The 26,525-nt window shown below is 67.6% G+C and carries 23 protein-coding genes; 8 read left to right on the top strand and 15 right to left on the bottom strand.

Features of this window, described 5'->3' with window-relative positions; genetic code table 11:
- Positions 1 to 6 precede the first annotated feature (6 nt).
- Positions 7 to 849, bottom strand: a complete 843-nt coding sequence (locus PO605_RS28640; RefSeq protein ID WP_047471532.1) for an STAS domain-containing protein — start codon at positions 847 to 849, stop codon at positions 7 to 9.
- Between the two features lie 477 nt (positions 850 to 1,326).
- Here PO605_RS28640 and PO605_RS28635 point away from each other — a divergent pair, with 477 nt between their 5' ends.
- Positions 1,327 to 2,028: a pentapeptide repeat-containing protein gene (locus PO605_RS28635; protein ID WP_047471531.1), complete on the top strand. Its 702-nt coding sequence runs from the start codon at positions 1,327 to 1,329 to the stop codon at positions 2,026 to 2,028.
- Between the two features lie 51 nt (positions 2,029 to 2,079).
- Here the strand turns inward: PO605_RS28635 and PO605_RS28630 are convergent, their stop codons facing one another.
- The gene (locus PO605_RS28630) at positions 2,080 to 2,343 is read right to left on the bottom strand and encodes a VF530 family DNA-binding protein (protein WP_197065130.1); all 264 of its coding nucleotides are present in this window, start codon (positions 2,341 to 2,343) and stop codon (positions 2,080 to 2,082) included.
- Between the two features lie 123 nt (positions 2,344 to 2,466).
- Here PO605_RS28630 and PO605_RS28625 point away from each other — a divergent pair, with 123 nt between their 5' ends.
- Both PO605_RS28625 and PO605_RS28620 read left to right on the top strand, forming a co-directional pair.
- Positions 2,467 to 4,023 (top strand): methyl-accepting chemotaxis protein, encoded by a 1,557-nt coding sequence (locus PO605_RS28625; protein WP_047471530.1) that lies wholly within the window; start codon positions 2,467 to 2,469, stop codon positions 4,021 to 4,023.
- Positions 4,024 to 4,049: 26 nt separating this feature from the next.
- A complete protein-coding gene (locus tag PO605_RS28620; RefSeq protein ID WP_047471528.1) occupies positions 4,050 to 4,355 on the top strand; it encodes an NIPSNAP family protein in 306 nt (101 codons plus the stop codon).
- Positions 4,356 to 4,443: 88 nt separating this feature from the next.
- Here PO605_RS28620 and PO605_RS28615 read toward each other — a convergent pair whose 3' ends face one another.
- On the bottom strand, positions 4,444 to 5,337 hold the full coding sequence (locus tag PO605_RS28615; RefSeq protein WP_047471526.1) for an amino acid ABC transporter substrate-binding protein: 894 nt from the start codon (positions 5,335 to 5,337) through the stop codon (positions 4,444 to 4,446).
- Between the two features lie 181 nt (positions 5,338 to 5,518).
- Here PO605_RS28615 and corA point away from each other — a divergent pair, with 181 nt between their 5' ends.
- Positions 5,519 to 6,493, top strand: a complete 975-nt coding sequence (gene corA, locus PO605_RS28610; protein ID WP_012206223.1) for a magnesium/cobalt transporter CorA — start codon at positions 5,519 to 5,521, stop codon at positions 6,491 to 6,493.
- Between the two features lie 114 nt (positions 6,494 to 6,607).
- On the top strand, positions 6,608 to 7,528 hold the full coding sequence (ppk2, locus tag PO605_RS28605; protein ID WP_046238364.1) for a polyphosphate kinase 2: 921 nt from the start codon (positions 6,608 to 6,610) through the stop codon (positions 7,526 to 7,528).
- A 60-nt stretch (positions 7,529 to 7,588) separates the two neighbouring features.
- Here ppk2 and PO605_RS28600 read toward each other — a convergent pair whose 3' ends face one another.
- Positions 7,589 to 13,666, bottom strand: coding sequence for a DUF4011 domain-containing protein (locus tag PO605_RS28600; RefSeq protein WP_272207228.1), 6,078 nt, complete (start codon positions 13,664 to 13,666; stop codon positions 7,589 to 7,591).
- A gap of 197 nt (positions 13,667 to 13,863) precedes the next feature.
- Complete coding sequence (locus tag PO605_RS28595; RefSeq protein ID WP_026062191.1) at positions 13,864 to 14,139, bottom strand: metal/formaldehyde-sensitive transcriptional repressor; 276 nt, start codon at positions 14,137 to 14,139, stop codon at positions 13,864 to 13,866.
- 45 nt (positions 14,140 to 14,184) lie between these two features.
- Between PO605_RS28595 and dmeF the strand changes: the two genes are divergently transcribed.
- Positions 14,185 to 15,222: a CDF family Co(II)/Ni(II) efflux transporter DmeF gene (dmeF, locus tag PO605_RS28590; RefSeq protein ID WP_047473132.1), complete on the top strand. Its 1,038-nt coding sequence runs from the start codon at positions 14,185 to 14,187 to the stop codon at positions 15,220 to 15,222.
- Positions 15,223 to 15,224: 2 nt separating this feature from the next.
- Here the strand turns inward: dmeF and PO605_RS28585 are convergent, their stop codons facing one another.
- From PO605_RS28585 to PO605_RS28565, 5 genes are all read right to left on the bottom strand, one after another.
- Positions 15,225 to 16,895, bottom strand: a complete 1,671-nt coding sequence (locus tag PO605_RS28585; RefSeq protein WP_047473134.1) for an ABC transporter substrate-binding protein — start codon at positions 16,893 to 16,895, stop codon at positions 15,225 to 15,227.
- Between the two features lie 115 nt (positions 16,896 to 17,010).
- On the bottom strand, positions 17,011 to 18,507 hold the full coding sequence (locus tag PO605_RS28580) for a leucyl aminopeptidase family protein (RefSeq protein WP_272207227.1): 1,497 nt from the start codon (positions 18,505 to 18,507) through the stop codon (positions 17,011 to 17,013).
- A gap of 116 nt (positions 18,508 to 18,623) precedes the next feature.
- On the bottom strand, positions 18,624 to 19,013 hold the full coding sequence (locus PO605_RS28575) for a thiol-disulfide oxidoreductase DCC family protein (RefSeq protein WP_013801838.1): 390 nt from the start codon (positions 19,011 to 19,013) through the stop codon (positions 18,624 to 18,626).
- Positions 19,010 to 19,585, bottom strand: a complete 576-nt coding sequence (locus PO605_RS28570) for a DUF4166 domain-containing protein (RefSeq protein ID WP_043821221.1) — start codon at positions 19,583 to 19,585, stop codon at positions 19,010 to 19,012. The genes PO605_RS28575 and PO605_RS28570 overlap by 4 nt, the downstream gene beginning before the upstream one ends.
- Positions 19,582 to 20,697, bottom strand: coding sequence for a saccharopine dehydrogenase family protein (locus PO605_RS28565; protein ID WP_013801836.1), 1,116 nt, complete (start codon positions 20,695 to 20,697; stop codon positions 19,582 to 19,584). The genes PO605_RS28570 and PO605_RS28565 overlap by 4 nt, the downstream gene beginning before the upstream one ends.
- Before the next feature lie 145 nt (positions 20,698 to 20,842).
- On the opposite strand from PO605_RS28565, the gene PO605_RS28560 reads away from it, so the two are divergent.
- Complete coding sequence (locus PO605_RS28560) at positions 20,843 to 21,181, top strand: DUF6616 family protein (protein ID WP_047473989.1); 339 nt, start codon at positions 20,843 to 20,845, stop codon at positions 21,179 to 21,181.
- 62 nt (positions 21,182 to 21,243) lie between these two features.
- Here PO605_RS28560 and PO605_RS28555 read toward each other — a convergent pair whose 3' ends face one another.
- The 3 genes from PO605_RS28555 to PO605_RS28545 are packed head-to-tail and all read right to left on the bottom strand — an operon-like array spanning position 21,244 to position 23,871.
- Positions 21,244 to 21,918 carry an RraA family protein gene (locus PO605_RS28555; protein WP_047473990.1) on the bottom strand — a complete coding sequence of 225 codons (675 nt, stop codon included), beginning with the start codon at positions 21,916 to 21,918 and terminating at the stop codon, positions 21,244 to 21,246.
- A 40-nt stretch (positions 21,919 to 21,958) separates the two neighbouring features.
- On the bottom strand, positions 21,959 to 22,945 hold the full coding sequence (locus PO605_RS28550; RefSeq protein ID WP_016450417.1) for a Bug family tripartite tricarboxylate transporter substrate binding protein: 987 nt from the start codon (positions 22,943 to 22,945) through the stop codon (positions 21,959 to 21,961).
- A 47-nt stretch (positions 22,946 to 22,992) separates the two neighbouring features.
- The gene (locus tag PO605_RS28545; RefSeq protein WP_082001621.1) at positions 22,993 to 23,871 is read right to left on the bottom strand and encodes an NAD(P)-dependent oxidoreductase; all 879 of its coding nucleotides are present in this window, start codon (positions 23,869 to 23,871) and stop codon (positions 22,993 to 22,995) included.
- A gap of 188 nt (positions 23,872 to 24,059) precedes the next feature.
- Here PO605_RS28545 and PO605_RS28540 point away from each other — a divergent pair, with 188 nt between their 5' ends.
- Positions 24,060 to 24,716, top strand: a complete 657-nt coding sequence (locus tag PO605_RS28540; RefSeq protein WP_047473992.1) for a GntR family transcriptional regulator — start codon at positions 24,060 to 24,062, stop codon at positions 24,714 to 24,716.
- A gap of 6 nt (positions 24,717 to 24,722) precedes the next feature.
- Here PO605_RS28540 and PO605_RS28535 read toward each other — a convergent pair whose 3' ends face one another.
- Entirely contained in the window at positions 24,723 to 25,976 is a 1,254-nt protein-coding gene (locus PO605_RS28535) for an MFS transporter (RefSeq protein ID WP_047473993.1), read from the bottom strand.
- A gap of 84 nt (positions 25,977 to 26,060) precedes the next feature.
- Positions 26,061 to 26,498 carry a type II 3-dehydroquinate dehydratase gene (aroQ, locus tag PO605_RS28530; protein ID WP_013801830.1) on the bottom strand — a complete coding sequence of 146 codons (438 nt, stop codon included), beginning with the start codon at positions 26,496 to 26,498 and terminating at the stop codon, positions 26,061 to 26,063.
- Between the last annotated feature and the right edge of the window lie 27 nt (positions 26,499 to 26,525).

The following is a 26,525-nucleotide window of genomic DNA, read 5'->3' as shown; positions in this document are numbered from 1 at the left end:
CGTGCTTCACTCCTGTGCCTGGCGGCTGATGCGCCAGCCGGTCTTGCCCATGGCCAGCTTGAGGGCCTCTGCCAGCGTGGCCTTGGTGGTGATGTCCCGCATGTCGATGCCCAGGTGGACGATGGTCTGGGCAATCTGGGGCCGGATGCCGCTGATGATGCATTCCGCGCCCATCAGGCGGATGGCGCTCACGGTGCGCAGCAGGTGCTGGGCCACCAGCGTGTCCACCGTGGGCACGCCGGTGATGTCGATGATGGCCAGTTCCGATTCGGTCTCGACGATGGCCTGCAGCAGGGACTCCATCACCACCTGCGTGCGATTGCTGTCCAGCGTGCCGATCAGCGGGATCGCCAGCACGCCTTCCCACAGCTTGACCACCGGAGTGGACAGCTCCAGCAGCTCTTCCTGCTGGCGGATGATGATTTCCTCCCGCGCCTGCTGGAAGCTGCTGACCGTGTGCTGGGCCATGTTGTCCACCAGCACCGTGGCCAGCCAGATTTCCTGGATGGCCGCAGCCGGGTTGTCCGACAGCCTGCGCTGGATGTGCGAGAACAGCGGCCTTTTCAGCGACAGGATGAACTGGCTGGTCTCCCCGGCGCGCTGGCCCTGGGCGGCGCGGGCGCGGGACAGGTCCGCCAGCTGGCGGCGTGCGGCGTCCCAGCCCGCGTCCGAAAACCTTTCCGGGTTGGCACCGGAGGCGAAGGCACCCACGACGGCATTGAGAATTCCCAGCGCTTCCTTTTCAGCGTTCTTTCCAAGGGATGAATCGCTGATACTGGCCTGCGCAATCCAGTCATGGATCAGGCCGTCAATATCTTGTTGCAGTGCCTGCTGAATAATTCCGGTCATAAGAATATTTTGTAGATTTCTGACAAATGATGGATTCAGGCTGCCTGAATAAATGCATTCAATAACATACAGATGGCGTGCCAACCATGTTTTTCCTGCAGATTATTCACCGGTACTCCTGTCACGCGGGAAACATTTTGTAATATGGGATTGCGTCTGGCTGTAAGGGTTTTTCGACAGATGCATGCCAGGAGCCGCTCGCGGTAGCGGTCAGGGCCGAAAAGCCGGGCAGTCGAGCGGCCGGCTCGCAGCCCGCCGGCGACGGGACGGCCCCCAAGCGTCGGACTGCAGCCTGGCATCCCCGCGTGTGTTCACAGCTTTGCCCGTCCGTCAAACCCTTCCCTGCATGCCCTTGGAAAATGCCAAGGTCATTCCACACATGCGCATGGCAAGGCCATACACTGCCCAGTCTTTCCGAAATATGCTGCAAGCGCACATGCAAGGCTGAACCAATAACCTGCATGCCTGATATTGACCATGAAAACAGCATCTTCCACCCAAGCCATTGTCAATCAGATATTTGACCAGGACAGTTTGACTGAATTTTTGAAACAAGAGACCGCCCACGGCCTGAGTTTCGAGCAATGCGCATTCGACGGATTGAACCTCTATCGGCTCAATATGCAGGGTGCACAATTCGTGGAGTGCAGTTTTGCGGACACCTGCTTCGAGAGCTGCCAGCTGGCCGAGACCCGCTGGCTGCATTGCAAGGCCGGCCGGGCAGATTTTCGGCTGGCCAACCTGACGGATGCGCTGCTGTGCCAGAGCGATCTGAACAACACCAACTGGGAACTGGCCAAGCTGGCTTCGGTGCGCTTTCTGGAGGTCAAGCTGACCGGCGCCAGGTTTCGCGGTGCGGAAACCCTGGGCATCGAATTCCATGAATCCCTGCTGATTGGCGCCGATCTGCGCGGCATGTCATTCCGCAAGAAAACGCTGGAGGGCCTGAACTTCAGCGATGCCGATCTGGCCGGCTGCGACTTCCGCGATGCGGTTTTCAACAAGGGAAGCCTGCGCGAGGCCCACCTCAAGAATGCCCGGTTCGATGGCGCAGACCTGCGCTCGGTGGACTTGCAGGGCTTGACGATTGCCTCGGTCAGTCAGCATTTCAAGGGCTGCCTGATCTCTCACGAGCAGGCAGCGGAGCTGGTCGGCGGGCTGGGCGTGCGCGTGGTGTGAGAACGGATGAACGCCCCTGCCGCGCAGGCCCAGGAAACAGCGGCCGCGCCCTCAGTCCGCGGCAGCGGGCCTGCGCCTGTCCTTGCGCAGCATCTCCAGATAGAGCGCCTCCACCTTCTCGCGCGCCCAGGGCGTCTTGCGCAGGAACTTCAGGCTGGAGCTGACGCTGGGGTCCAGCGCAAAGCAGCGCACCGGAACCTGCCGCGCAAGCCCGGCCCAGCCGTAGCGGGCCTCCAGGGCAAGGACGATGGCTTGCAGCGTGACGCCGTGCAGCGGATTGCGGGGCTGGGCGGCGGGAGGCGGGGTTTCTTGCATGGCGCGATTTTCGCCCGCCTTTGCAGTGCTGCGGACCGCAGCTTTATTTGTAATTACATGCAACCATGCCGTAAGTTTCTGTAGCATTGTGGCGTTCCTGGCCTTCCGCTGCACTCCCCGACCATGCCCGCCCTGTCCCTTCGCCAGAAACTGCTGGCACCGCTGGTTTTCTGCCTTCTCGCGCTGCTTGCGCTCACCCTCTTCAACGCCTACCAGGCACGCGACAAGGCCTACGAGGCCCGGCAGCAGGCGCTGCGCGACTTCGTCGATGCGGGCGACAGCCTGATTGCGGCGATTGCCGCCGAGGCCAAGGCCGGCAAGCTGACAGAGGAAGAAGCCAAGGCCACCGCCATTGCCCGCGTGGGCCAGTTGCGCTATGCAGGCGGCGCAGGCTACATCACCAGCATCACCACGGATTCCGTGGTGCTGAACAATCCCGCAAGCCCGGGCATCAACGGCAAGAACATGGGCGGCTTCCAGGATGCCAAGGGCAACTACCTGTACCGCAACATTGCCGCCGTGGGCGCGTCGGCCCAGGGCAGCGGCTACCTCACGTACTGGTGGCCCCGCCCCGGCGCCAAGGAGCCCAGCGAGAAGCTGGCCTATGCCAGGCGCTCCACGGCCTGGAACTGGGACCTGATCGCTGGCGACTATGTGGACGACATCCAGCAGGCCTTTGTCGCCACCATCACCAAGTCGGTGGCGGCGCTGGCCGTGCTGGGCGCACTGCTGTCCCTGATTGCGTGGCTGGCCACGCGCAGCGTGCTCAATGCCATTGGCGGCGAGCCGGCGGTGGCGGCCGAGATTGCCAACCGCATCGCCTCGGGCGACCTGTCGCAGTCGGGGCTGGCGGGCGCAGCCCAGGCCCCCGAAGGCAGCGTGATCGCCGCCGTGCAGCGCATGAGCGAGCAGCTGCGCCGGCTGGTGACGCGCATCCATGACACGGCCGGCGTCATCCACCGCTCGGCCGGCGAGATCGCCACGGGCAGCGTGGACCTGTCGCAGCGCACGGAGCGCCAGGCCAGTTCGCTGGAAGAAACCGCCGCCTCCATGGAGCAGCTCACGGCCACCGTGCACCAGAACGCCGAGAACGCCCAGCACGCCAGCCAGATCGCCTCGGGCGCCTGTTCCGTGGCCGAGCGCGGCGGCTCCGTGGTGGACCAGGTGGTGGCCACCATGGGCGAGATCAACAGCTCCTCGCGCCGCGTGGTGGACATCATCGGCGTGATCGACGGCATTGCCTTCCAGACCAATATCCTCGCGCTGAATGCGGCCGTGGAAGCGGCGCGCGCGGGCCAGCACGGACGCGGCTTTGCCGTGGTGGCCGGCGAGGTGCGCACGCTGGCACAGCGCAGCGCCTCGGCCGCGCGCGAGATCAAGACGCTGATCCAGGCCTCGGTGGAGCGCGTGGACACGGGTGCCGCTTTGGTGGAGCAGGCCGGCCAGACCATGCGCGAGGTGGTCACCACGGTGCGCAACATCACGGGCATCGTCAGCGAGATCGCCTCGGCCAGCCGCGAGCAGAGCAGCGGCATCGAACAGGTGGGCCACGCCGTGACCGACATGGACCGCGTGACCCAGCAGAACGCCGCCCTGGTCGAACAGTCCTCGGCCGCCACGCAGGTGCTGCAGCAGGAGTCTGAGAAGCTCTCCCGCCTGACGGCATCGTTCAAACTCTAGGCTTCGCCTCCCTTCTCTTTTCAGACATGATCACCTGCTACCTGCGCTACATCATCGACCCGTTCAAGGCCAAGGAATTCGAGGAGTACGGCAAGACCTGGATTCCGCTGGTCGAGAAATTCGGCGGCAAGCACCACGGCTACTTCCTGCCGGCCGAAGGCGCCAACAATGTGGCGCTGGCCATGTTCAGCTTCCCCAGCATGGCGCTGTACGAGGAGTACCGCATCAAGTCCATGCAGGACCCCGAATGCCAGGCGGCCTTCCGCTACGCGGAGGACACGCGCTGCATCCTCAGCTACGAGCGCAGCTTCATGCGCCCCGTGTTCGGCTGAATGTGCCCGGCGCCGCAGCCGCCCCTCGAACCGGGCAAGCGGGCAAGCGCTGGCGGCTCGACAAATCCGGCGCCGCGCCTGCACGAGCCTACAGCAGAATATCCGCCGTGGGGTACTTCCAGAAGTCGCGCAGCAGGTAGCTGATCGGCAGGTTCAGATTCGTGGAGCTGGGTGGAATCGGCTGCAGGAACCACTTCTCGTAGATGGGGTGGATTTCGCGGCTGGTGATGATGCGCTTCATCTCTTCATCGACCAGTTTCTTGAACGCGGTATCGGCCTTCGGCAGCATGATCGCCAGGGGTTCGGTGGACAGGAACTTGCCCACCACCTTCAAGGCACGTGGATCGGGCCGTGCAGCGGCCAGCCCGTTGAGAAGCACGTCATCCATCACGAACGCGTCGGCTTCGCCCTTCTCCACCATCTCCAGGGCCCTCGCGTGATCGGGGGCCTCCACAATGGTGATGCCCATCAGGCGCTGCCTGTTGGCCTGCGTCACCAGGGCCATCGGGCTGGTGCCCTTGGTGGAAACCAGCTTTTTGCCCTTGAGATCCTCCATCGCGTTGATGGTGCTGTCGGCCTTCACTAGCATCCGGGCGCCGGTGATGAAATGGGGAACCGTGAACGCCACGGTCTGGCGCCGCTGCGCGTTGTTCGTGGTCGAGCCGCACTCCATGTCGGCCTTGCCCTGCTCGATCACGGCCATGCGATTGGCGGGCGTGACCATCAGGAACTCCACCTTCATGTCCTTCCTGCCTGTCTGCTTGCGCACCGCCTCGGCCAGGCGAAGGCACAGATCCAGCGCATAACCGACGGGCTTGCCGCTGCGGGTGTCAATGTAGGAGAAGGGGACCGACGATTCCCGGTGCGCAATCACCAGCGCGCCACCGGCCTGGATCTTGTCCAGCACACCGGCTGCAGATACACCGCTCAAGGCCCACAGGCCCAACGCACCCAACGCAATACCCCACTGGCGAAAGATCATCTGAGTCCTTGGCTCGCAAGCGCCGGGCGACGCCCAGCAGGTTGTGACAGGTTATACACGTATTGTTACCAGGCGCGCAAACCTGGGCTGCTGGCTGTTTCGATGGCAGCTTGGGCACTGGCTTTTCCCCCTCTCCCGTTATGGCAGGATCACCAGCACCAGAATTACCGAGGGAACTCCCATGCTGATCAACTGCGTTGCCTACGAAAACGGGGCCAAGCTGGCGGACATTCCTGTCGCCGACATCAGCAACTACATAGAGCGGCCCGGCTGCTTCGTCTGGGTGGCGCTGGCGGACGCCACGCCGGCCGAACTGGAGGAGATGCGCCAGGAGTTCGGCCTGCACGCCCTGGCCGTGGAGGATGCGCTGCACGGCCACCAGCGGCCCAAGCTGGAGGAGTACGGCAGCTCGCTGTTTGCCGTGATGCACCTGCTGGAGCCCGAGCCCGAGCGGCCCGGCCACTTCAACCATGGCGAGGTCGATGTCTTCGTGGGCTCCAACTACGTGCTGTCGGTGCGCAACCGCAGCAAGCGCGGTTTCCTGGGCGTGCGCGAGCGCTGCGAAAGCGAGCCGGAGCTGCTGCGCCACGGCTCGGGCTTTGTGCTGTATGCGCTGATGGATGCGGTGGTGGACCGCTACTTTCCCATCATCGACGCGCTGGAGGTGGAGCTGGAGCAGATCGAGCAGCAGATCTTCACCAAGGGCGCGGCGCGCGACAACATCAAGCAGCTGTATGAACTCAAGGGCCGCGCCATGGACCTCAAGCATGCCGTGGCCCCCCTGCTGGAAGCCGTGGGCAAGCTCAACGGCGGGCGCGTCCCCCAGATCTGCGTGGGCTCCAGGGACTACTTCCGCGATGTGATGGATCACCTGGGCCGCATCAACGCCCAGATCGACACCATGCGCGACACGGTGGGCACGGCCATCCAGGTGAACCTGTCCATGGTGTCCATCGAGGAAAACGAAGTCACCAAGCGGCTGGCAGCCTGGGCCAGTATCTTCGCCATCTGCACGGCCTTTTTCGGCGTCTGGGGCATGAACTTCGAGAACATGCCCGAACTGAAGTGGCAATACGGCTATCCGGCCGCGCTGCTGTTCGTGCTGGGTGTTTGCGGCCTGCTTTACTACAAGTTCCGCAAGGCGGGGTGGCTGTAGGCGGCGGGAAGGCGAGCGGTGCCAGGGTATTCACCCAGCCGCACCGTCACAGCCGCGTCACACATCCACGCCACCATCCCAGGCGCCAACTCCTGGACGCCCGGATTCCCCACCATGTACGACGAACTTCTGCCCGACCACCATGATTCGCTGATGCAGCGCATCGAACGCGATCTGCTCGACAGCTACGACGAAGAACTGGAGATGGAGATAGACGACGCCCGCCTGGGCAGCGGTGGCGACGATCTGGACGGTGCCGACACCGTGAGCCGCCAGACCTACTTCCGCGAGCTGCTGCGCCTGCAGGGCGAGCTGGTCAAGCTGCAGGACTGGGTGCAGCACCACAGGAAAAAGGTGGTCATCCTCTTCGAGGGCCGCGATGCGGCCGGCAAGGGCGGCGTAATCAAGCGCATCACCCAGCGCCTGAACCCTCGCGTGTGCCGCGTGGCTGCCCTGCCCGCGCCCAACGACCGCGAGCGCACGCAATGGTATTTCCAGCGCTATGTCTCCCACCTGCCTGCGGGCGGCGAGATCGTTCTCTTTGACCGCAGCTGGTACAACCGCGCCGGCGTGGAGCGCGTGATGGGCTTTTGCTCCGACGAGGAGTACGAGGAGTTCTTCCGCTCCGTGCCCGAGTTCGAGAAGATGCTGGTGCGCTCGGGCATCACGCTGGTGAAGTACTGGTTCTCCATCACCGACGAGGAGCAGCACCTGCGCTTTCTGGGCCGCGTGCACGACCCGCTCAAGCAGTGGAAGCTCAGTCCCATGGACTTCGAGAGCCGCCGCCGCTGGGAGGACTACACCAAGGCCAAGGAAGCCATGCTGGAGCGCACCCACATCGCCGAGGCGCCCTGGTGGCTGGTGCAGGCCGTGGACAAGAAGAAGGCCCGGCTCAACTGCATCTCCCACCTGCTGACGCAACTGCCCTACGAAGAGATAGAGCACCCGGCCATCGTGCTGCCCGAGCGCACGCGCAACCCGGAGTACACGCGCAACCCGGTTCCCCAGCACATGTACGTGCCGGATCTGTACTGAGCGGCGGCCGGCAGCGGGCTGTCGGCGTTCTCGCGGCCCGTCTTCTCAAGACCTGTTTCCTCAAGCCTTCTGCGCCTCGCCGTCCTCCACGGATGCCTCGGGCGACTCAGAGGACGCGGAGGCCTCGGAGGACTCGGACGACTCAGGCGTCTCTGGCGCTGGCTCTGCCTTGGCGACTGCAGCCGCCTGCGGCACCTCGGCAACCTCTACAACCTCGGCCGCACGCTTGCGCCGGTCCTGCTCCAGCAGCGCGGTCAGCGCCGCGTGGATGCGCTCCAGCGTTCCGCCCGGGTTGACCCACCAGTCCGTGGACCAGATGCGCAGAATCTGCCAGCCCAGGCCGCGCAGCACCTGCTCGCGCAGCTTGTCGCGGTCGCGCGCCGTGGCCGAGCGGTGGTAGGTGGCGCCGTCGCACTCCACGCCCGCCAGGTAGCTGCCCGCATGGTCCGGGTGCACCACGCCCAGGTCCACGCGGAACGAGGATGCGCCGATCTGCGTGTGCACGCGCCAGCCCTTGCGCTCCAGCGCCTGGGCCACGCTGGCCTCGAAGGGGCTGTCGAAATCGCCCTGGCTGCCATGGTGCGACTCGGCCAGCGCGCGCGGGCCGCGCTCGGCAAATTCCAGGAAGTGCTTGAGATCGCGCACGCCCGCCGCCTGGGTGCGCGACAGGTCCATCTGCTCGCCGCGCAGGCTGGAGAAGATGCGCAGCTCCTGCCGCGCGCGCGTCACCGCCACGTTCAGCCGCCGCTCGCCGCCGTCGCGGTTGAGCGGGCCGAAGTTCATGGACACCGCGCCCGAGATATCGGGCCCGTAGGTGATGGAAAAGTACATGATGTCCCGCTCGTCGCCCTGCACGCTTTCCAGGTTCTTGACGAAGACGGGCTCCAGCAGCGCATCGGAGAAAAACGGCTCCAGCCCCGGGTCCTTGCGGCGCTCCTCGTCCAGCAGGTCCTCGATCAGGCTTTGCTGCTCGGAGTTGAAGGTGACCACGCCGATGGTGGCACCCGACTGCGCAAACCCCGGCGACTTCAGACGCGCCACCAAGTCGGCCACCAGGGCCTTGGCCTCGGGCTGGTTGATGCGGGCGCCACCTTTTTCATAGCGGCCCTGCACGGCGTGGAAGCTGACGGCGCGGTCATCGGTGACGGGCGAGGGAAAGGTCACCAGCCCGCCGCCGTAGTAGCGGTGGTTGCTGAAGGCGATCAGGCTTTCATGGCGCGAGCGGTAGTGCCACGACAGGTTGCGCGTGGGCAGGCTGGCGCCCAGGCATTCGTCCAGGATGCTTTCCATGTCGCCTTCCACGCCCTGCGTGTCGTCGTCGAAGGTGTCGGAGGTGTCGGCACGGCCGAAGAAGCTGGTGGGCGGCAGCTGCTTGGGGTCGCCCACCATGACCACCTGCCTGGCACGCGCCATGGCGCCGATGGCGTCCCAGACGGGGATCTGAGAGGCCTCGTCGAAGATGACGATGTCGAAGTTGCTGGTCTCGGCGCTCAGGTACTGGGCAATGGACAGCGGGCTCATCAGCAGGCAGGGCGTCAGGCGCAGCACGGCCGACGGGATCTGCTCCAGCAGCTGGCGCAGCGGCAGGTGCTGGCGCTTCTTGGTGATCTCGCGCCGCAGGATGCCCCACTCGCTGTTGCGCTGGATGCTGTCGGCCGACGGCAGGCCCGCGCACAGCCGCGCACGTATCCACTGGCGCGTGACCGAGGTGAATTCATCGTCCAGCGCACGGAAGTCGGCAATGCGCCGCTCATGTTCGGCAGAGACAAAGCGCTTGAGCACCTCGTCCTCGTCCACGGCCAGCGCCAGCCACCAGCGTGCGTAGTTGACCTCGAAGGCCTTGGGCGCCTGGGCGGGCGCCAGGCTGCCGGACTCGATGGCGTCGGCCAGCGCACCCAGCCCGCCCGCGCGGGCCGCGGCCTGGGCATTGCGCCAGGCGCACCAGGCATGCAGGCCGCCCTGCCCGGCCAGCACGCCGCCCGCCGTGGCCGCCAGCTGCTCGGCCGTGCGCTGGGCCAGGGCACGCTGCTGCGACTCGCCATGGGCTGCCGCCGCGCTGAAGGGGTCTATGGCCGCGTGCAGGCCGGCCAGGCTGTCCAGCAACTGCTGGCAGGCCATGCCGACCGCGGCACCCTCGCCCAGCTCGGCGCTGCGCAAGGCCAGCACCTGGTGCAGGGCCTGGCGTGCCTGGGCCAGCTCGGCCTCCTGCCAGCCCAGCCCGGTCAGCCCTGCCTGCAGCGATCCCTGCAGGCGCAGCGCATGCTCCACGGCTTGCGGGCGAGTGTCCAGGCCGTCCCAGACGCCGGGGCAGCGCAAGCGCAGCTCGTCCAGCGCCAGCAGCTGTTCCTCGATGGCGCTGCGGGCCGCCAGCTGCGCATGGGCCTGCTGCAGCGCCGCGCCACAGCGGCCCTGGGCCACGGCGGCGTGCGATGCCATCAGGCCGCCGCGCCGCGTCAGTTGCAGGCGCTCGCGCTCGAAGGCCAGCGCGTCCTGCAAGGCCTGGGCATCGGTTTCCAGGCCGCGCCACAGGCCGTGGCTGGCATCGGCCAGCGGCAGGTAGCCATCGAGCTGGCGGTCGATCTGGTACAGGGCCTGCAGGCGCTGCACTTCGGCCGCCCAGCGCTCGCCGCCGTGGCCTTCGGCCACGGCCTCCAGGCCGTCGAGCGAGAAGGACTTCTGCGCACGCGCGGCCAGCAGGGCCGCATTGGCTTTCAAGGCGCTGCGCGCATGGTCGGTGCGCGTGCGGTGTCCGGCCCACAGGCCGTCGGCTGCGGCGCCGGGCTGGATCTGGTCCAGTTCCTCGCGCAGGCCCCGGATGCGCACCAGGGCGGCCAGGTCATCGGCCACGCGCGGCTCGCCCGCGCCTTCGATGGTGGCCTCCAGCGCCGCGCGCACCTTGCGCCGGCCCAGCCAGGACAGCGGCCACAAGGACTTGCCGGCCCTGGCCCATTCGCGCTGCAGCTGCGAGACATTGAGCTGGCCCACGCCCGCGCCGTACTTCACGGACAGGCCCTGGCGCAGCGCCGCGATCTCGTCGATGCACTGCAGGCCGCGCTCCAGCTCGTCGCCCAGGGCCACGGGCCAGGGCGTGCCCAGCCCGGCCTGCAGGCGCCGGCGCTGCGCCAGCAGGTCCAGCGCCTGGGCCAGGCGCGCCTGCAGCTCGGCCGGCCAGGGCGCCAGCATCTGTGCGGACAGATCACCGTGCTGCGCCAGCAGCTGCAGGCCCGATTGCAGGGATTCGCCCATGCGCGCGCCGTCAGGCAGCACGCAGAAAGCCAGGTTGCGGCCTGCGGCCGTCGGCAGCGCCCGGGCGATCACGCCCAGGGCCGAACGCGCCTGGCGTCCCAGCGCCGGCCACTCGATGCGCAGCAGCCGGCCCAGCTGCTGCGCCGCCTCGGCAAAGCCCTGGCCTGCATCGTGCAGGGCCTGGGCGGCATCCACCATCTGCTGCTGCCAGCGCACGGACCAGTCGCTGGCCTGCACCGTGGCCAGCGGCCCGTCCTTCAGATGCTGCGCGCCAACGGCCTGGGCATTGGCCTGCAGGCGGCCCGCAGTCTCGCGCAAAAGGGCCAGGCCCGCTTCGTCATGGGCCTGGGGCGTGGGCCAGTGAAATCCCAGGCGCGGCAGCGCCTGGCCACCGGCCACGGCGCCAATGGCGCGGTAGATGGTCCAGCCGTTGGCGTGGCGCCGGTGCAGGCGCTCCACATAGGCCGACAACTGCTCGCGCAGCCGGCCCAGCCGGGCCGCCTTGGCAGCCCAGTCCTCGGCATCCACCTGGCCATGCGAGTCCCAGGATTTCTGCAGCTGGCCCAGCACGTCGAGCTTGCGGCTCTTGTTGGAGTGCAGCTCCAGGCAGAACTCGCCCAGGCCCACTTCGCGCAGGCGGCGGTAGACCACGTCCAGCGCGGCGATTTTCTCGGCCACGAAGAGCACGCGCTTGTCCTCGGCCAGGCACTGCGCGATCAGGTTGGCAATGGTCTGGCTCTTGCCCGTGCCCGGCGGGCCGATGAGCACGAAGTCCTTGCCGCGCGCAGCGGCCATCACGGCCGACAGCTGCGATGAATCGGCCGGCAGCGGGCTGAAGACCTGCTGCGGCGCGAACTCCTGGTCCAGCCGCCGCGTGTCGGGAAAGGCGATCTCCGAGCGATAGGGCTCGCGCGGTGTGTCGATCAGGTGGGCGACCACGGGCGAGCTGCGCAGCTGGTCGGCGCGCTCGGCCAGGTCCTTCCACATCAGGTATTTGGCGAAGGAGAACATGGACAGCACCACGTCCTCGCTGACCTCCCAGCCGCGCACGTCCTTGATCGCCTCGCGCACGCGGGCCCAGATGCCGGTGATGTCCAGTCCGGCCTCGTCGCGCGGCAGGTCGCCTGCGGGCACGCCCAGCTCCAGCTGGAAGTCCTGGCGCAGCATCTCGACCAGCGTGGGGTTGAAGCGCGGCTCGTCCTCATGCGCCTGCAGCGTGAAGCCAGAGCGCGCGCTCTTGCGCTCCAGCGTGACGGGCAGCAGGATCAGCGGCGCGCGCACGCGCACATCGGGCTTGTCGGGCCGGCTCCAGACCAGAAAGCCCAGGGCCACGAACAAGGTGTTGGCGCCGCCTTCCTGCAGCGCGTTGCGCGCGCCGCGGAACAGCTCCACAAAGCGGCTGTCCAGCTCCAGCGGCTCCAGGTCGATGAAGACCTCGCGCCGCTGCAGCGCCTCTTCGGCGTGCGCGCCGCGCAGGTCTTCCAGGCTGCGCGCCTCGTGCAATGGCTGGCTGCGCGGGTCCTTGCCCTGCATGAGCTCGGGGCTGGGCAGCAGCTTGAGCACCTGGCCCCGGGCCAGCGTGTCCTCCAGCGCGGGCGCGGCCACCTGCAGCAGCAGCGATTTCTTGCCGGGCTTGAAGTTGAGCAGCGCATTGCGCAGCGACAGGTCCAGCAGCCGGCGCTGCCAGCGCGCCAGCCTGTCCTTGGGATCGAGCTGGGAGGTGGGCACTTCGCGTGTCTGCGCCTGCGCCAGGAGTTCGGGCGGCGGCTCCACGGTGAGCCGTGGCTCGGCCTGTCCTTCGCCGGCCTCGGGCGCGGCGTCCTGCGGCTGGGCCAGCGCCAGCGGGCGGATGCGCTGCATGCGTGCGCGCCGAACGTCCACCAGCAGCTCGAACTGGTCCTCATGCTCTTCGGCCAGCTGGCGCGCGCCCTGGGCAATGGCCTGGCTGAAGGCCACGGCCTGGCCTTGCGCGGCCAGCGTGGTCTCGAAGACCACCAGCTCCTGCAGCTTGAGCCGCTTGCGCACGGCCGTGATGTCATCGACCACGGCGGTCGAGAATTCCTGCCTGCCCAGCCACAGGCCCACGAAGGCATGGCCGCGCGTGAAGACCAGCAGCGGGTTCAGGTGCGCCTGCTCCAGGCAGGAGGCGAACAGCAGCGTCAGGTCCAGGCAGGTGGCCAGGCCCGCATCCAGCACCTGGGACGCGCCGCGTATCTTCTGGCCCGCATGCTCGAAGCTGGCCGGCGGCAGCGCGTAGTTGAGTTTCTTCTGGAGCACGGAAGTCCAGATGGCCGAGGCCAGTTCCCAGGCGCGCTGCGGCCCCTGCTCATAGCCGTTGATGGCGCCGGACTTGCCCGCCGCCTCCAGCGCCTGCGCCGCGCCCTTGAGGATGCGGTCCACGGCCGGATCGTTGGGTTGCACGAAGGCCGCCACCATCTCGGGCAAATGCCCCAGGCCGCCCCACTGGTTGCGTGCCAGCAGTTCCAGCGGGTGTTCGTGCCGGGCCAGCACCGTCTGTGCCGGCTGGCCGCTGCGCAGCTCCAGCCGCAGCACGGCAGGCTCGGCCTCGGTCAGGCGCGAGAGCAAGGCGCCGTCCAGCGCCACATCCAGGTCGGTCAGCGCATAGGTGCTGTGCGCGGCCACCGACTCCAGGCGCCAGGTGCGCGGCTTGATGAAGGCAGGCTCCGAGGCCAGGTGCAGGCTCAGCGCCTGCAGCGGCAGTTCGCCCTCGTTGACGATGGCCAGCTCCAGCAGCGCGGGCACGGCGTTCTGGAAGTCGGCGAGATTGAGCTTGGCGACGGTGCCGATGCGCAGCTGCGGGGCCGTCTGCGGCGCCTGCGCGGCGGCGGGGGCGGCATCTGCGGGGGAATCTCGGCGGGGGTCTTCTGTCATGCGCGGTAGTCCTTGGCTGGCCAGCAGGCGGCGGGAACTGTCGAAATCCCGTCATATTCCTGGCCCGACGATTGTCCGCTGCGAATGGGGCGCCGTGTCCGAGATGGGCGGTTTTCAGGGGTCACTGTTTGCAAAAAATGAGAGCAGGAAACCGCGCCGAGAGCGCCAATCCGCAGGGCCGGCCATCACTTCATCAATCACTTCATGTACGAGCGCATCACCGACAGCACAAGGTCCACGTCGTCATCACGGGCCTGGCCGCCGGCCGTGCCATCGGCCAGATGGGTGCGCACATGGCCCTCGAGCACCTCGAAGATCATGCCGTTGACGGCGCCGCGCACGGCTGCCAGTTGCTGGAGGATGGCCGCGCAGTCGTGCTCGGCCTCGAGCGCGCGCTCCAGCGCCTGGGCCTGGCCCTGGATGCGGCGGATGCGCGTGAGCAAGCGCTTCTTGTTCTGAATCGTATGTGCCATGATGGCCATTCTAGGCGCCTGCATATACTGGGGTACAGTATCTGCATGCGCAGCATTCCATCCCTCTCGACCGCTGGCGGCGCCAGCCCCAGGCAGCATTCACACCGTTTCGACGAAGGCAACCCGCTGGGCGAGCGCCGTGCCATGCTGGCTGCGGGGCTGACGGCGGCCATGATGGTCGGGGAGATCGCAGGCGGGTACGGATTCAACTCCATGGCGCTGCTGGCCGATGGCTGGCACATGGGATCGCACGCGCTGGCGCTGGGGCTCTCAGCTGGCGCCTATGCGGCCGCGCGCAGATTGGCGGGAGATACGCGCTTTGCCTTCGGCACCTGGAAGATCGAGGTGCTGGCCGGCTACACCAGCGCCATCTTGCTGCTGCTGGTGGCGGGCGGCATGGCCTGGCAGTCGGTGCAGCGCCTGTTCTCGCCCTCGCCCATCCATTACGAGCAGGCACTGGGCGTGGCCGCGCTGGGCCTGCTGGTCAACCTTGTCTGCGCCTGGCTGCTGAAGGGCGGGCACGGGCATCACCATGGTCACGGTCACGGTCACGGTCACGACCACGGACATCACCACGGGCACGGCAGGCATGCGCACGGCGGCCACGCGGGCGACCGCCATCACGGCGACCATGGCGACCACAGCGATCTCAACCTGCGCTCGGCCTACCTGCATGTGCTGGCCGATGCCGCCACCTCGGTGATGGCCATCGCCGCCCTGTTCGGCGGCATGGCCTGGGGCCTGGGATGGCTGGACCCGGCCATGGGCCTGGCCGGCGCCGTGCTGGTGGCGGCATGGGCCATGGGCCTGCTGCGCGACAGCAGCCGCGTGCTGCTGGACGCCGAGATGCACGCCCCCGTGGTCAGCGAGGTGCGTGAGGCCATCGCCCAGGCGCCGTTTGCCGCGCAGATCTCCGACCTGCATGTCTGGCGCGTGGGCAAGGCGCGCTACGCCTGCATCGTGGCACTGGACGCGCCCGCAGGCGTGGACCCCGATGCCGTGCGCCAGTTGCTTGGCGTGCATGAGGAACTGGTCCACGTCACGGTGGAGGTCAACCGGCCGCAGCCGGCTGCGACACACTGAGCCTATTGCGCGCCGGCCACCGCAGCCTGGCGCGCACCGGGCTGCTTGAACAGCTTGAAGTACGGCGTGTTCGACGGGTTCACGGGGATGTCGAACTTGCGCACCATGGCATAGGTCTGGATCTGGTCGTGCAGCGGCAGGTAGATCAGCTGCTTTTGCACCGTGCTCCAGATGGAGTGGATGGTGGCGTCGCGCTTGCGCGCATCGCCCTCCGAGGCCAGGGAGACGATCTGGCTGTCCAGCTCGGCATTGCTGTAGCGCGTGGCATTGGTGTTGCCCCGGCCGTTCTTGCCGCGCGTGTGCACCAGGTAGTCGAAGACATAGGCCGAGTCATAGGTGGGCACGCCCCAGCCGTAGAGGTAGAAATCCGTCTCCTGGTTGTTGATGGCCGCCGTCTGGATGGCCAGCGGCCGCGACGACACGGCGGTCTTCACGCCGATGCGGCCCAAAAAGCCGGCGATGGCCTGGCAGATGGCCTCGTCGTTCAGATAGCGGTCGTTCGTGCAATGCAGGGTGATGCCGAAGCCGTTGGGGTAGCCGGCCTCGGCCAGCAGTTTCCTGGCCTGGACAAGGTCGGCCTTGCCCACGGCGCCAAAGGATTTCTCGTAGCCGTGCACAAAGGGCGGCGCAATGATGTTGGTGGGCACGGACAGGCCGCGCATCACGGCGCGCTGTATGGCCTGCCGGTCGATGGCCAGCTGGAAGGCCTGGCGCACGCGCAGGTCGGCCAGCGGGTTCTTGTCCTTCACATCGGAATGCGACAGCGGGGCGGCGCCCACGTTCAGGCCCAGGAAGATGGAGCGGTTCTCGGCGGCCTGGTTGATGCGAAAGCGCGGGTCGGCGCTCAGGCGCGCAATGTCCTGGATGGGCAGGTCCTGCACGAAGTCCACCTCGCCCGACAGCAGCGCCGCCACGCGCGTGGCCTGGGACTTGATGGGCAGGTAGACCAGTTCGTCGATCTCCAGCGGGAACAGCCCCTTGCCCCAGTAGCCGGGAAACTGCCGCAGCACGGTGCGCGTGTCCTGCTCGCGCGAGGCGATGACGTAGGGCCCCGTGCCGTTGGCGTTGCGCGTGGCGTAGTTCTCTTCCTTGGCCAGCGCGTTCTGCGGCTGCTCGGCACCATGGGCCTTGGCCCAGGCGGCGCTCAGGATCTGGATGTTGATGAGGCTGGCCGGCAGCAGCGGGTTGGGCCCGTTGGTCCTGATGTGCACGGTGAAGGCATCGACCTTGGTCACGTCGGTGATCGAGGTCAGCAGCGAGCGCATGTCCGAGGTGGCCGAGCGCGCGCGGCGCAGCGAGAACAGCACGTCGTCGGCCGTGAACAGGCTGCCGTCATGGAACTTCACGCCCTTGCGCAGCTTGAACTCCCAGACCGAGGGGTCGGCAGTCAGCGCCCAGGACGTGGCCAGGGTGGGCAGCAGCTTGCCATCGGCCGTGCGGATGATCAGCGGCTCGTAGATCTGGTGCAGCAGGTTGTGGTTGGGGCCGTTGTTCAGCGCGTGCGGGTCCAGCGTGGATGCGTCGGTGGAGCGCGCCCAGCGCAGGGTTTCGGCCTGGGCGGGCGGTGCGCACAGCAGGGCTGCGGCCAGGGCGGGAAGCAGTGCGGAGGTTCGCAGGGTGCGCAAGTGGGTGCGCAGCAGGGAAAGGCGAGGCAGGAAGCGTCTTTGGGTCATGAAGTGTCCTGGCAGCCGGAACAAGATCGCAGGAAGGCGGCGGCGGGTGCCGCGCCGGCTGCACCAGACGGCCGATTGTGTGGAGCCACCAGCCCGCCGCAAAGCCCGATTGCGCCTATGCAAATGCGCTGCGCGCAGATGCAAAGCGCTGCGACAGCAGGGCGTACAGCGCGCGCAGGCCCTGGGCCTCGCCGCCCTTGGGCCGGCCGGGGCGCTCCTCCAGATTCCAGGCGAACAGGTCCAGGTGCAGCCAGGGCAGCTCGGGCGGCACAAAGCTCTCCAGGAACAGCGCAGCCGTGATGGCACCGCCCTGCGGCGTGCTGGCGGCGTTGAGCAGGTCGGCCTGGTCGGAGCGCAGCATGCGGCGGTACGGCGCCCACAGGGGCAGGCGCCACAGCGGGTCGGCCTGCGCGCGGCCCTGGGCCAGCAGGGCATCGGCCCAGCCGTCATGGTTGCTGAACAGCGCGGGCAGGTCCGGCCCCAGCGCCGTGCGCGCAGCGCCCGTGAGCGTGGCCAGGTCGATCAGCAGCGCGGGCGGCGTGGGCGCGCTGCGAATGGCGTGGTGCAGCGCATCGGCCAGCAGGAGCCGGCCTTCGGCATCGGTGTTCTCGATCTCCACGCGCCGGCCGTCACCGGCCTCGATGATGTCGCCGGGCCGCAGAGCACCGGCACCCACGGCGTTCTCCACCGCAGGCACCAGCAGCTTCAGGTGGATGGGCAGGCCCGCCTGCATCAGCAGATCGGCCAGGGCCAGGGCGTGTGCGGCACCGCCCATGTCCTTCTTCATCCAGCGCATGCCTGCGGCGGGCTTGAGGTCCAGCCCGCCGGAGTCAAAGCACACGCCCTTGCCGATGAGCACCACATGGGGCAGCGCGGCATCGCCCCAGGTCAGCTCGGCCACGCGCGGCGCCTGGGCCGCCCGGGGCGCCGCCCGGCCCACGGCGTGCACCAGGGCAAAGCCTGCGGCAGGCAGTTCGTCGCCCACCCATTGCCGGTAGCGCGCGCCATGGCGCGCGGCCAGGTCGGCCACGGCCTGGGCCAGCTGTTCGGGACCCAGCTGGTTGGCAGGCAGGTTGACCAGCCGCCGCACCTCGCCAATGGCGGCAGCCATTGGCGCGACGGCGGCCTGCTCATCGGGGCTTGCCACCAACCGAGCGAGTGATAGAGCGAGTGATGGAGCGGTTGCCGCATCCGACTGCCGCGCCTGGCGGGTCGATGGCAGCGCGCCCAGTGCCCAACCCAGCAGCAGATGCGGCCTCTGAGCCTCATCCGCATCGGCGAGCGCATAGGTGCCGGGCGGCAGCGCCGCCGGCAGGCCGGCCAGCTGCCACAGCAGCTGGTCCGGGTCCACGCCGACCAGCACGCCAGCGAGGGCAGTGCCCTCGCTCTGCCCTTCCCTCTGCACTTCAGCCTGCATGCCAGGCAACAGCAGGATGCGGCCCGGCTGCGCATCAAAGCCTGCGGCGCGCGCCCATCGGGCCTGGGCCGGGGGCAGTTGCTCCAGCACGGCCGCCAGCGTGGCGGGCGTGGCACGGTGCAACGCCGTGGCGGGTTGGGGGGAAGTGGCGAATGCGCCGGATTGGGAAGGGGAGCTTGTGGCAGGGCTGGACATGGTGCTGGCAAAGCGCGCCAGCCTAAGGGCCGACTCCGCTTGGCGCAAACACGCCTGCCGCATATGCAAAGCAGAAATGATTGGTGGACGTCTGCATGCAGGCGGGCCGCAGCCGCTCAGTCCAGAAAGCGCGCGGCCACCTGCGGATCGGGCACCATGCACTGCGCGCTGCGGCCAAACCAGCGGTAGCGGTTGCGGGCCAGCCAGCGGTACAGCCCATCGCGCAGGGGGCGGGGAATCAGCCACGCCGCCCATGCCAGCCGCCAGGGCCAGCCCAGGCCATGGAGCACGCGCAGGATGGCGTCCGTGTGCTGCCAGGAACGGTCCCCATCCACCAGCAGCAGCGTCTGCAGACCTTCGACCCGCAGGCCTGCATCGGCCAGCATCCTGCCGCCGGCCTCGCCCTGGATGGAGGCAAAGCGGAACCTGCCGCGCCTGTCGTGCCTCAGCAGAAACTGCACCCAGCCATTGCACAGCAGGCATTGGCCGTCGAACACCACAATCATGATTCGCCCTCCTTGGGCACTGAAGTGTCTTGCCGCACCGTGGGCAATTGCAGATGCCCGCTGTAGCTGGCGACCACGCCCACCCAGGGCACGGCTGCCTCGATGTGGAAATGCAGGCGATCCCCCTCGCCGCGCTCCTCGGCCACGATGCGCGGCTCCAGCCAGGCCGGGCAGGCCATGCCCAGAAAGCGCAACTTGCGCAGGCGCATCACCAGCCGATTGCCATCGGCCTCCAACCCGAAGCTCAGCCGCGCTGCGCCCAGGGATTCGATGATCTGCCCGTCCTGCAGGCGCAGGCTGGAACGCATGGTCTGCGCGGGAAAGTGGCGGGTCCAGACCTCACGCTGGGGCTGGGCATGCAGCGCGAAGCGGATGGGCCCCTCGCTGGCGCGCAGCGGCGTGCCCAGACACAGCGCCAGCAGCCGGGCCGCCAGGGACTGCGGCGCCTGGGTGCGGACCCAGCCATGGAGCTCATGGCGGCCCGTCAGGCGGTGGAAGGCCTGCACGGCGGGGTCCAGCCGGGCAAAGCGCTCGCCCATGGCCTGCTCGTACATGGACAGCCTCCGACTCATGGATGGATCTCCCTCATGCGGATGTCCAGGCCACGGGCCTCCTGCTCGAAATCCTCCAGGGTCAGCAGGCCCATGCAGGGCATGGCGCCCACAGCGGGCAGTTGGCCTGCCGCCAGCTTCCGCGCCAGGGCCGAGGCGGCAAGCGTGGGCACATAGGGGCCGTCGCCCGACCCGGCGACCAGCACCCAGAGGCGCTCCTGCACGAAGCCCTGTGCGTCCCGCCCACGCACGCACACATGCATGGCACCCGCATCGCTGCCCCAGTCCTTGAAGCAGTCCGCCGCGCGCTTGAGCCACGCGGCGTGCACCGACCAGTCGCGCACCAGGCCCAGGCGCGCCAGCCAGGCCATGGCATTCATGCCCCTGTGCAGAAATGCCAACTCCAGCCCCGCGCCAAAACGCACGCCAGGCTTGCCCGCATACCGGGGTGCCAGCAGTACCAGATCAGGCACATCGCAGGGCGACAGCAGCCGCGCCCCCACAGGCTCGGGATAGCGGTGGCGCCAGCTGCCCGACCAGCCGAACACCGGCTGCGGGCCAGCGGACGCGAGGCGCTTGCCGCAGTAGCTCAGGATGCCGGCCACCGTGGACAGGCCGCGCTCCGTGCGGTTGCCGGGGCTGATGCCTATGTCGATGGAATCCACGCAGGCCATGCCGCCTGCCAGCCGATCGGCCACCGCCGTGGACAGTGCGGGGACGGAACTGGCCCCGCTGGTCAGCAGCACGCCCCGGGCCAGCGCAGCGGCTTGCAGGGCGGTGATGCCGCCGACGAAGTCGCGGCCATCGGCCAGGTCCACGTAGTGCACACCCGCATGGGCGCAGGCCTGTGCCACGCGATGGTCCTGCCCCTGGAAAGGGCCTGAGGTATGGATGAGGAGATGGATACCATGCTCCTGGAGCCGGGCCTGCAGCCCCGGGTCCATGGCGTCCACCGCCACGGCGGACAGCCCGGCATGGGCATCGGGCAAAAGCGCATCGACCAAGGCCTGTGCCTTGGCGCCCGAGCGGCCCACCACCACGATGTGCAGCGCCTTCTGCCGTGCCAGCCGGCGCACCAGCCGGCTGCCGAAAAAGCCATATCCCCCGACAACCATCACCCTGAATTCGTGCATGCGCCAGTGTAGGGCCGACCGGTCGCCAGGACGGCGGTGGCAGCATTTCCCTCCAAGGTGTTTCATCAGGAAAATATATGATTAGCCACCATACAATATGCCGACAACACACCTGGCGCACAGCGCCTCAACCCCAGGAAACACCATGTCCCACTATCTGGTCGAGCTCTATTCCCCCAACCCCGCCTGGCTGGCCCTGCCCGCCGCGCAGCGCCAGCAGTTTCTGGAAGGGGTTGCCAGCGCCATGGGCAGCCTGGCTGCCATGGGCGTGCAGGTGCTGGCCCTGGCCGAGACCGAGCGCGGCCTGGACCAGGCCAGCCCGCACCGCTTCCTGGGCATCTGGCGCTTTCCCGATACTGCCGCGCGCGATGCCCTGCTGGCGGGCATCAAGGCCAGCGGCTGGTACGGCTACTTCGACCATGTGAACGCGGCCAGCGGCACGGGTGGCCTGGAAAGCCATCTGAAGGCGCTGGCCGAGGCCTGAGGCGGACGGGTGATGGGTGATGGGTGATGGATGGGTGCAGGATGGATGCTGCAGCGCCGGCGCTACGGCTGAATCGGGCAGCCCAGACGCTTGAGCGTCTCGTCGATCCATGGCGCGCTGTAGGTACCGGCAGCAATGTCGGCCACCATCTTGGCCTCAACCATCTGCTTTCCGTGTGCTGCATCCAGCAAGGTCTGCGCCTGCGCATAGGGTACGCACAGCAAGCCATCGTCATCGCCAATCATGAGGTCACCGGGCTCGATCACCATGCCATCGATGGCGATAGGCACATTGATTTCGCCCGGGCCATCCTTGTAGGGTCCGCGGTGCGTGACGCCCGCGGCGAATACCGGGAAGCTGCCTGCACGAATCCATGCCGCGTCGCGGATCGCGCCATTGATCACGATCCCGCCCAGCTGGCGACGCATGGCGTCTCCGACCATGATTTCTCCGATGAGTGCGTTGGTGACGTCGCCGCCCGCATCCACCACGATCACGTCACCTGGGCTGGCCAGTTGAAGTGCCTTGTGGAGCATGAGGTTGTCGCCCGGGCGTGTCTTGATGGTCAACGCGGGGCCGGCCATGCGCCCGCCGCCGTGCATGGGGCGCAGCCGCGCGCCGCCAGCCGTCATGCGGGCCATGCAGTCGCTGACGTTGGCGACAGGCACGTCGAGATAGCGCCTGGCAATATCCAGGCTGACAGCGCGTTGCCGCTTCAGAATTTGAAGACCGATCATGGTGTGGTGCTCAGAGTGGATGGAATGAAAGCCGTGCCGCTCAATCGAGCGTGGTGCCAGAGCTCTTGACGATGGGTGCCAGGCGTGCGCGGTCGCTGGCGTAGAGCCTGGCCATGTCCTGCGGTGTGCCGGTGATGAGTTCGGCGCCGGAGTCGGCGATCTTCCTGGCCGTGTCGGGTGCGTTCACCACCTTGTTGATGGCTTCGTTGAGCTGCCTGACGATGGCGTCGGAGGTGCCGGCCGGGGCCATCACGCCCCACACGCTGGCCAGCTCCACGCCCTTGATGCCGGATTCGGTGTAGGTCGGCACGTCGGGCAGCAGCTTGGAGCGGCTCGCGGTGGTCACGCCGATGGCGCGCACCTTGCCCGACTGGATGTGCGACAGCAGCGTGGGGATGGAGCCCATGTACATGTCGATGCGCCCGCCCAGCAGGTCGGGCATGGCCTGCGCCATGCCGCGAAACGGCACGTGGGTGAACTTCACATTCGAGCTTTTCTGCCAGGCCTCGCTGATGAGGTGCGAAATGGTGCCGGTGCCCGGCGTGGCAAAGCTCAGGCGCCCGGGTTCCTTCTTCGCCGCCTGGATGATGTCGTCCAGGGACTTGTACGGGGAATCGGCATTCACCACGAGCACGGCCGGGCCGGCTGCGACCAGGGCCACGGCGCGCAGGTCCTTGTCGGGGTTGTAGGTGAGCTTGGAGTACAGCAGCGGGTTGAGCACCACGTTGTCGGTCTGCGCCATCACCAGGGTCAGGCCGTCGGCGGGGGCCTTGGCCACCTGGTCCAGAGCCAGGTTGCCACCGGCCCCGGGCTTGTTCTCCACCACGATGGCCCACCCATGGGCCTCGGTGAGCTTGGTGCCGACCAGCCGCGTGAGGTTGTCGGTGCCGCCACCGGCCGGAAAGGGCACGATGAACCTGATGGGGCGCTGCGGATAGGTGCCCTGGGCATGGGCCGGAGCCATGGCGGCAGCGGTCAGTGCCAGCAGGCCGGCGAGGGCCAGGCGGCGTCGGGTCGGGGTCGTCATTGCGGATGTCTCCTTTGGTGGTGTCGGTTGGCGCAGGGGTACGTTGATCAGGCTTGGCTGGCGAGCACGTGGCTGCCCAGCCAATCGATGGCCTCGTCGGTGGAGGTGCCGGTGAAGGGCTGCACCGCATGCGCCCGGGCCGTGTCGGCGAACAGCGCCTCGACGGCGGTCAAGGCGATGGGCGTCAGGCCGTTGCGGGCCATCTGCTGCCGGGCCTCGGCCACCTCGTTGCGGCGGCGTGCGGAATGCGGGATGTGCGTGCGCACCATGGACTCCATCAGCGTGCGCAGCGGTGTCTCGTCGATGTCCTGCAGCACGGCATGCAGTTGCTCGCGCAGGCCCATCTGCTGGGCCGTCACCAGGCACTCCACGGCCAGCGCCTCGGCCCCCTTGGTGTAGATGCTGCGCAGGAGCTTGAGCGCGGCGGCATCGCCCGGCTGTCCGCCCACCACGCGAACGGAGCCGCCAAAGGGCAAGAACAATTCCTGTACAAAACCGGCCTTGCCACCGGCCACGAGCAGCGGCGTCTTGCTGCCGCCCAGGTTGACCGCGCCGGTGATAGCCACGTCCACGAAGTGCACCGCCCTGCCCTGGGCGACGCGCCGGGCCAGCTCGCCGCATTCGCGCATCTCCTGCGGGTCGGCCGTGGTCATGTCCACATAGACCACGCCATCGCGCAGATGGGGCAGGCAGGCCTCGAACAGGCTGCGCGCCACGGTGCCGAACACGGCGCTCACCACCACGTCGGCCTCGGCCAGCCAGGCGCCGGGCGCGGCATGCACCTGCGCGCCAGCGGCCTGCACGGCGTCGGCCACCGCAGCGTTGGGCTGCAGGTCGCACAGGCCCACCAGGCTGTGCCCCTGCTCCAAAAAGGCCTGCATGTAGCAGGCGCCGACCATTCCACCACCCAGTATTGCGAACTTCATAAAAGTACAAATTTAAAACATTGATCGCAGTCTATGGAGTGCACCCCAGATCCATTCATAGAGATTTCCCGTAGAACTGCGAATTTTTGTACTTATTTTGTACTTTTCTGGATGAAGAGCACCGCAGCGAGCCCTTCCGTCGTCACCTAGAATCGGCGCACCATCCCCACCCACCTGGTGCAAACACAGTGCAAAACGTGAAAGACAAGGCGTACGAGGTTCTGCGGCAGCGGCTCATCGGCGGCCACTACCGACCCGGCGAACAGCTCAAGGAGGAACCCATTGCCCGCGACCTGGGACTGAGCCGCACGCCGGTGCGCAATGCGCTGCACCGCCTGGTGGAAGATGGCCTGGCCACCGATGGCGCGGGCCAGGGTATCCGCGTGTCGGAGTGGAGCGACTGGGATGTGGAGGAGACCTTCCAGCTGCGCATGCTGCTGGAGCCGTACGCCTCGTTCCTCGCGGCCACACGCGGCGGCGAGGGGCTGGCCGATGAGCTGGCGGCCAGCAACCAGCGCATGGAGGCCGGCATTGCCGCTGGCCACGACGGCATTGGCGAGGTGCAGTCAGCCAACCGGGATTTTCACCACGCGCTGATCGAGGCATCGGGCTCGCCGCGCCTCAAGACCATGCTGGCGACGATGATCGACATGCCGATCATCAAGCGGTCGTTCTACATCTACACGCCCGAAGAGCTGGTGCAAAGCCTGCACCACCACTGCGACCTGGTGATCGCCATACGTGCCAGGGACGGGGAGCTGGCACGCCAGGTGATGCAGCTGCACCTGCGCATGTCCTACCACCGGTTCATGAAGCATCGGGGGGAATACCGCGCGGATGCATGAACAGTGTCATGACCGGGGCTGAACCCTTTGCGCTGACGGCACCCGGTACAGCCACGGCAGCCAGACAAAGGCGATGAGGACCAGCACAACGCCCGCCAGCGCCATGGGCAACACCATCGGCCAGGCACCGTGGCGCATGGTCGGATCGACAAATTGCGCCGCCAGCTGGCCGGCGCAGAAGGCCACGCACATGATCGCAAAGCCCGAACACGACACGGCCCGCCCAGCCAGCTGCGGCGGCAGGCCACCCACCGCGCCCGCCTGGCCGCAAGGCTGGTGCAGGCCATGGCCCAGTGCATACACCGCGTGCCCCAGCAGCAGTGGAAAGGGCGAGGTCGGCGCCAGCACGCAGCCGGCGATCTGGATGCACGGCCCCAGCAGACTGAGCGTAGCGCCCAGCTGCACCGTGCGCACCGGCCCGTGGCGCGACAGCAGGCGCCGGCACCATGTGATGCCGAGGATGTAGACCAGCGAGCCGCCCGCTGGAATCCAGCCGTAGAGCACGGGCGACAGGCCGAACAGGTCGACGTACACCATCGGCGACAGCAGCAAAAAGCAGAAGATGCCGCCGTAGGTGGCTGCGGCCAGTGCCGTCCAGGCGCAAAAGCCGGGGTCGGCGATCACCTGGCGCACACCGCCAGCGGATACGGATACGGGTACGGATGCGAGGACCGGGGCAGACTCCGCTGGCACTTGCCGCGTCTCGCTGAAAGTGCGCCAGCACAGTGCCAGCAAAGCCAGCGAGTAGACGCCCATCGCCACCAGCACCCAGCGCCAGCCGGTGGCCTGGACGCCCCATGCACCGGCAATCGGCGCCACCAGGGCCACCAGCCCCAGGCCCATCAGGCCGCGGGCCATGATGCGCGGCCCTTCATGGGCCGGATACAGGTCGCGCACCGCAGCCCGTGCGCACACCAGGATGGCCGCCATGGCCGCGCCCTGCACGGCGCGCCAGGCCACCAGTGCGTCCGCGCTGCCCGCCAGCGCACAGCCTGCCGCCGCTGCCGTGTAGCAGGCCAGCCCCGTCAGCAGCACGGGCCGGCGCCCTAAGCGGTCGGACAGCGGTCCGCACACCAGCTGGGCGACACCGAAGGCCAGCATGAACACGGTCAGGCTGCTGCTGGCCGAGCCCAGGTCGCGCGCGATCTCGGGCAACGCCGGCAGATAGCCATCGGTGGCGACCGGCTGCGCGGCCAGCAGCAGCGGCAGCAGCAGGAGAAAGGAAACGGAGCGGCGCGGGCCGGGATCAGCGAAGTTCATCTCAATGAAGCCTGGTCACGGCATGCGGCGCGTCGAGCGAGGGAGTTCGAAGGACGATACATGGCCAGTTGCGCGCCATGCATCCTATGCGACGGCGGACAGCACGGCCCGCAGGCCCAGCAGATAGCTGTCCGCGCCGAAGCCGCAGATCTGGCCCCGGACGATGTCGGCAAACACCGAGTGGTGGCGGAAGGGCTCGCGCGCATGGATGTTGCTCATGTGGATCTCCACCACGGGCACGGTGAGCATGGCCAGCGCGTCGCGGATGCCGTAGCTGTAGTGCGTCCAGGCGCCGGCGTTGATGAGCACGCCATCGACGCCGTCCCGAAAGCCCTGGTGGATGCGATCGCACATGGCGCCTTCGCAATTGGTCTGGAAGCTGTCCACCTCGCAGCCCAGCTGGCTGCCCAGGCTGCGCAGCGAGGCGTCGATCTCGGCCAGCGTGACCGTGCCGTATTGGGCGGGGTCGCGCTGGCCGAACATGTTGTGGTTGATGCCGTGCAGCATCAGGATCTTTTTCATGGAGGCTCCGTGGCTTGATGTCATGGA

Origin of the sequence: Delftia sp. DT-2 (assembly GCF_028401915.1) — a bacterium.
Taxonomy (GTDB): Bacteria; Pseudomonadota; Gammaproteobacteria; order Burkholderiales; family Burkholderiaceae_C; genus Comamonas; species Comamonas tsuruhatensis.
Note: the sequence above shows the minus strand (reverse complement) of the source record. Positions and strands in the feature narration are given on the sequence as shown.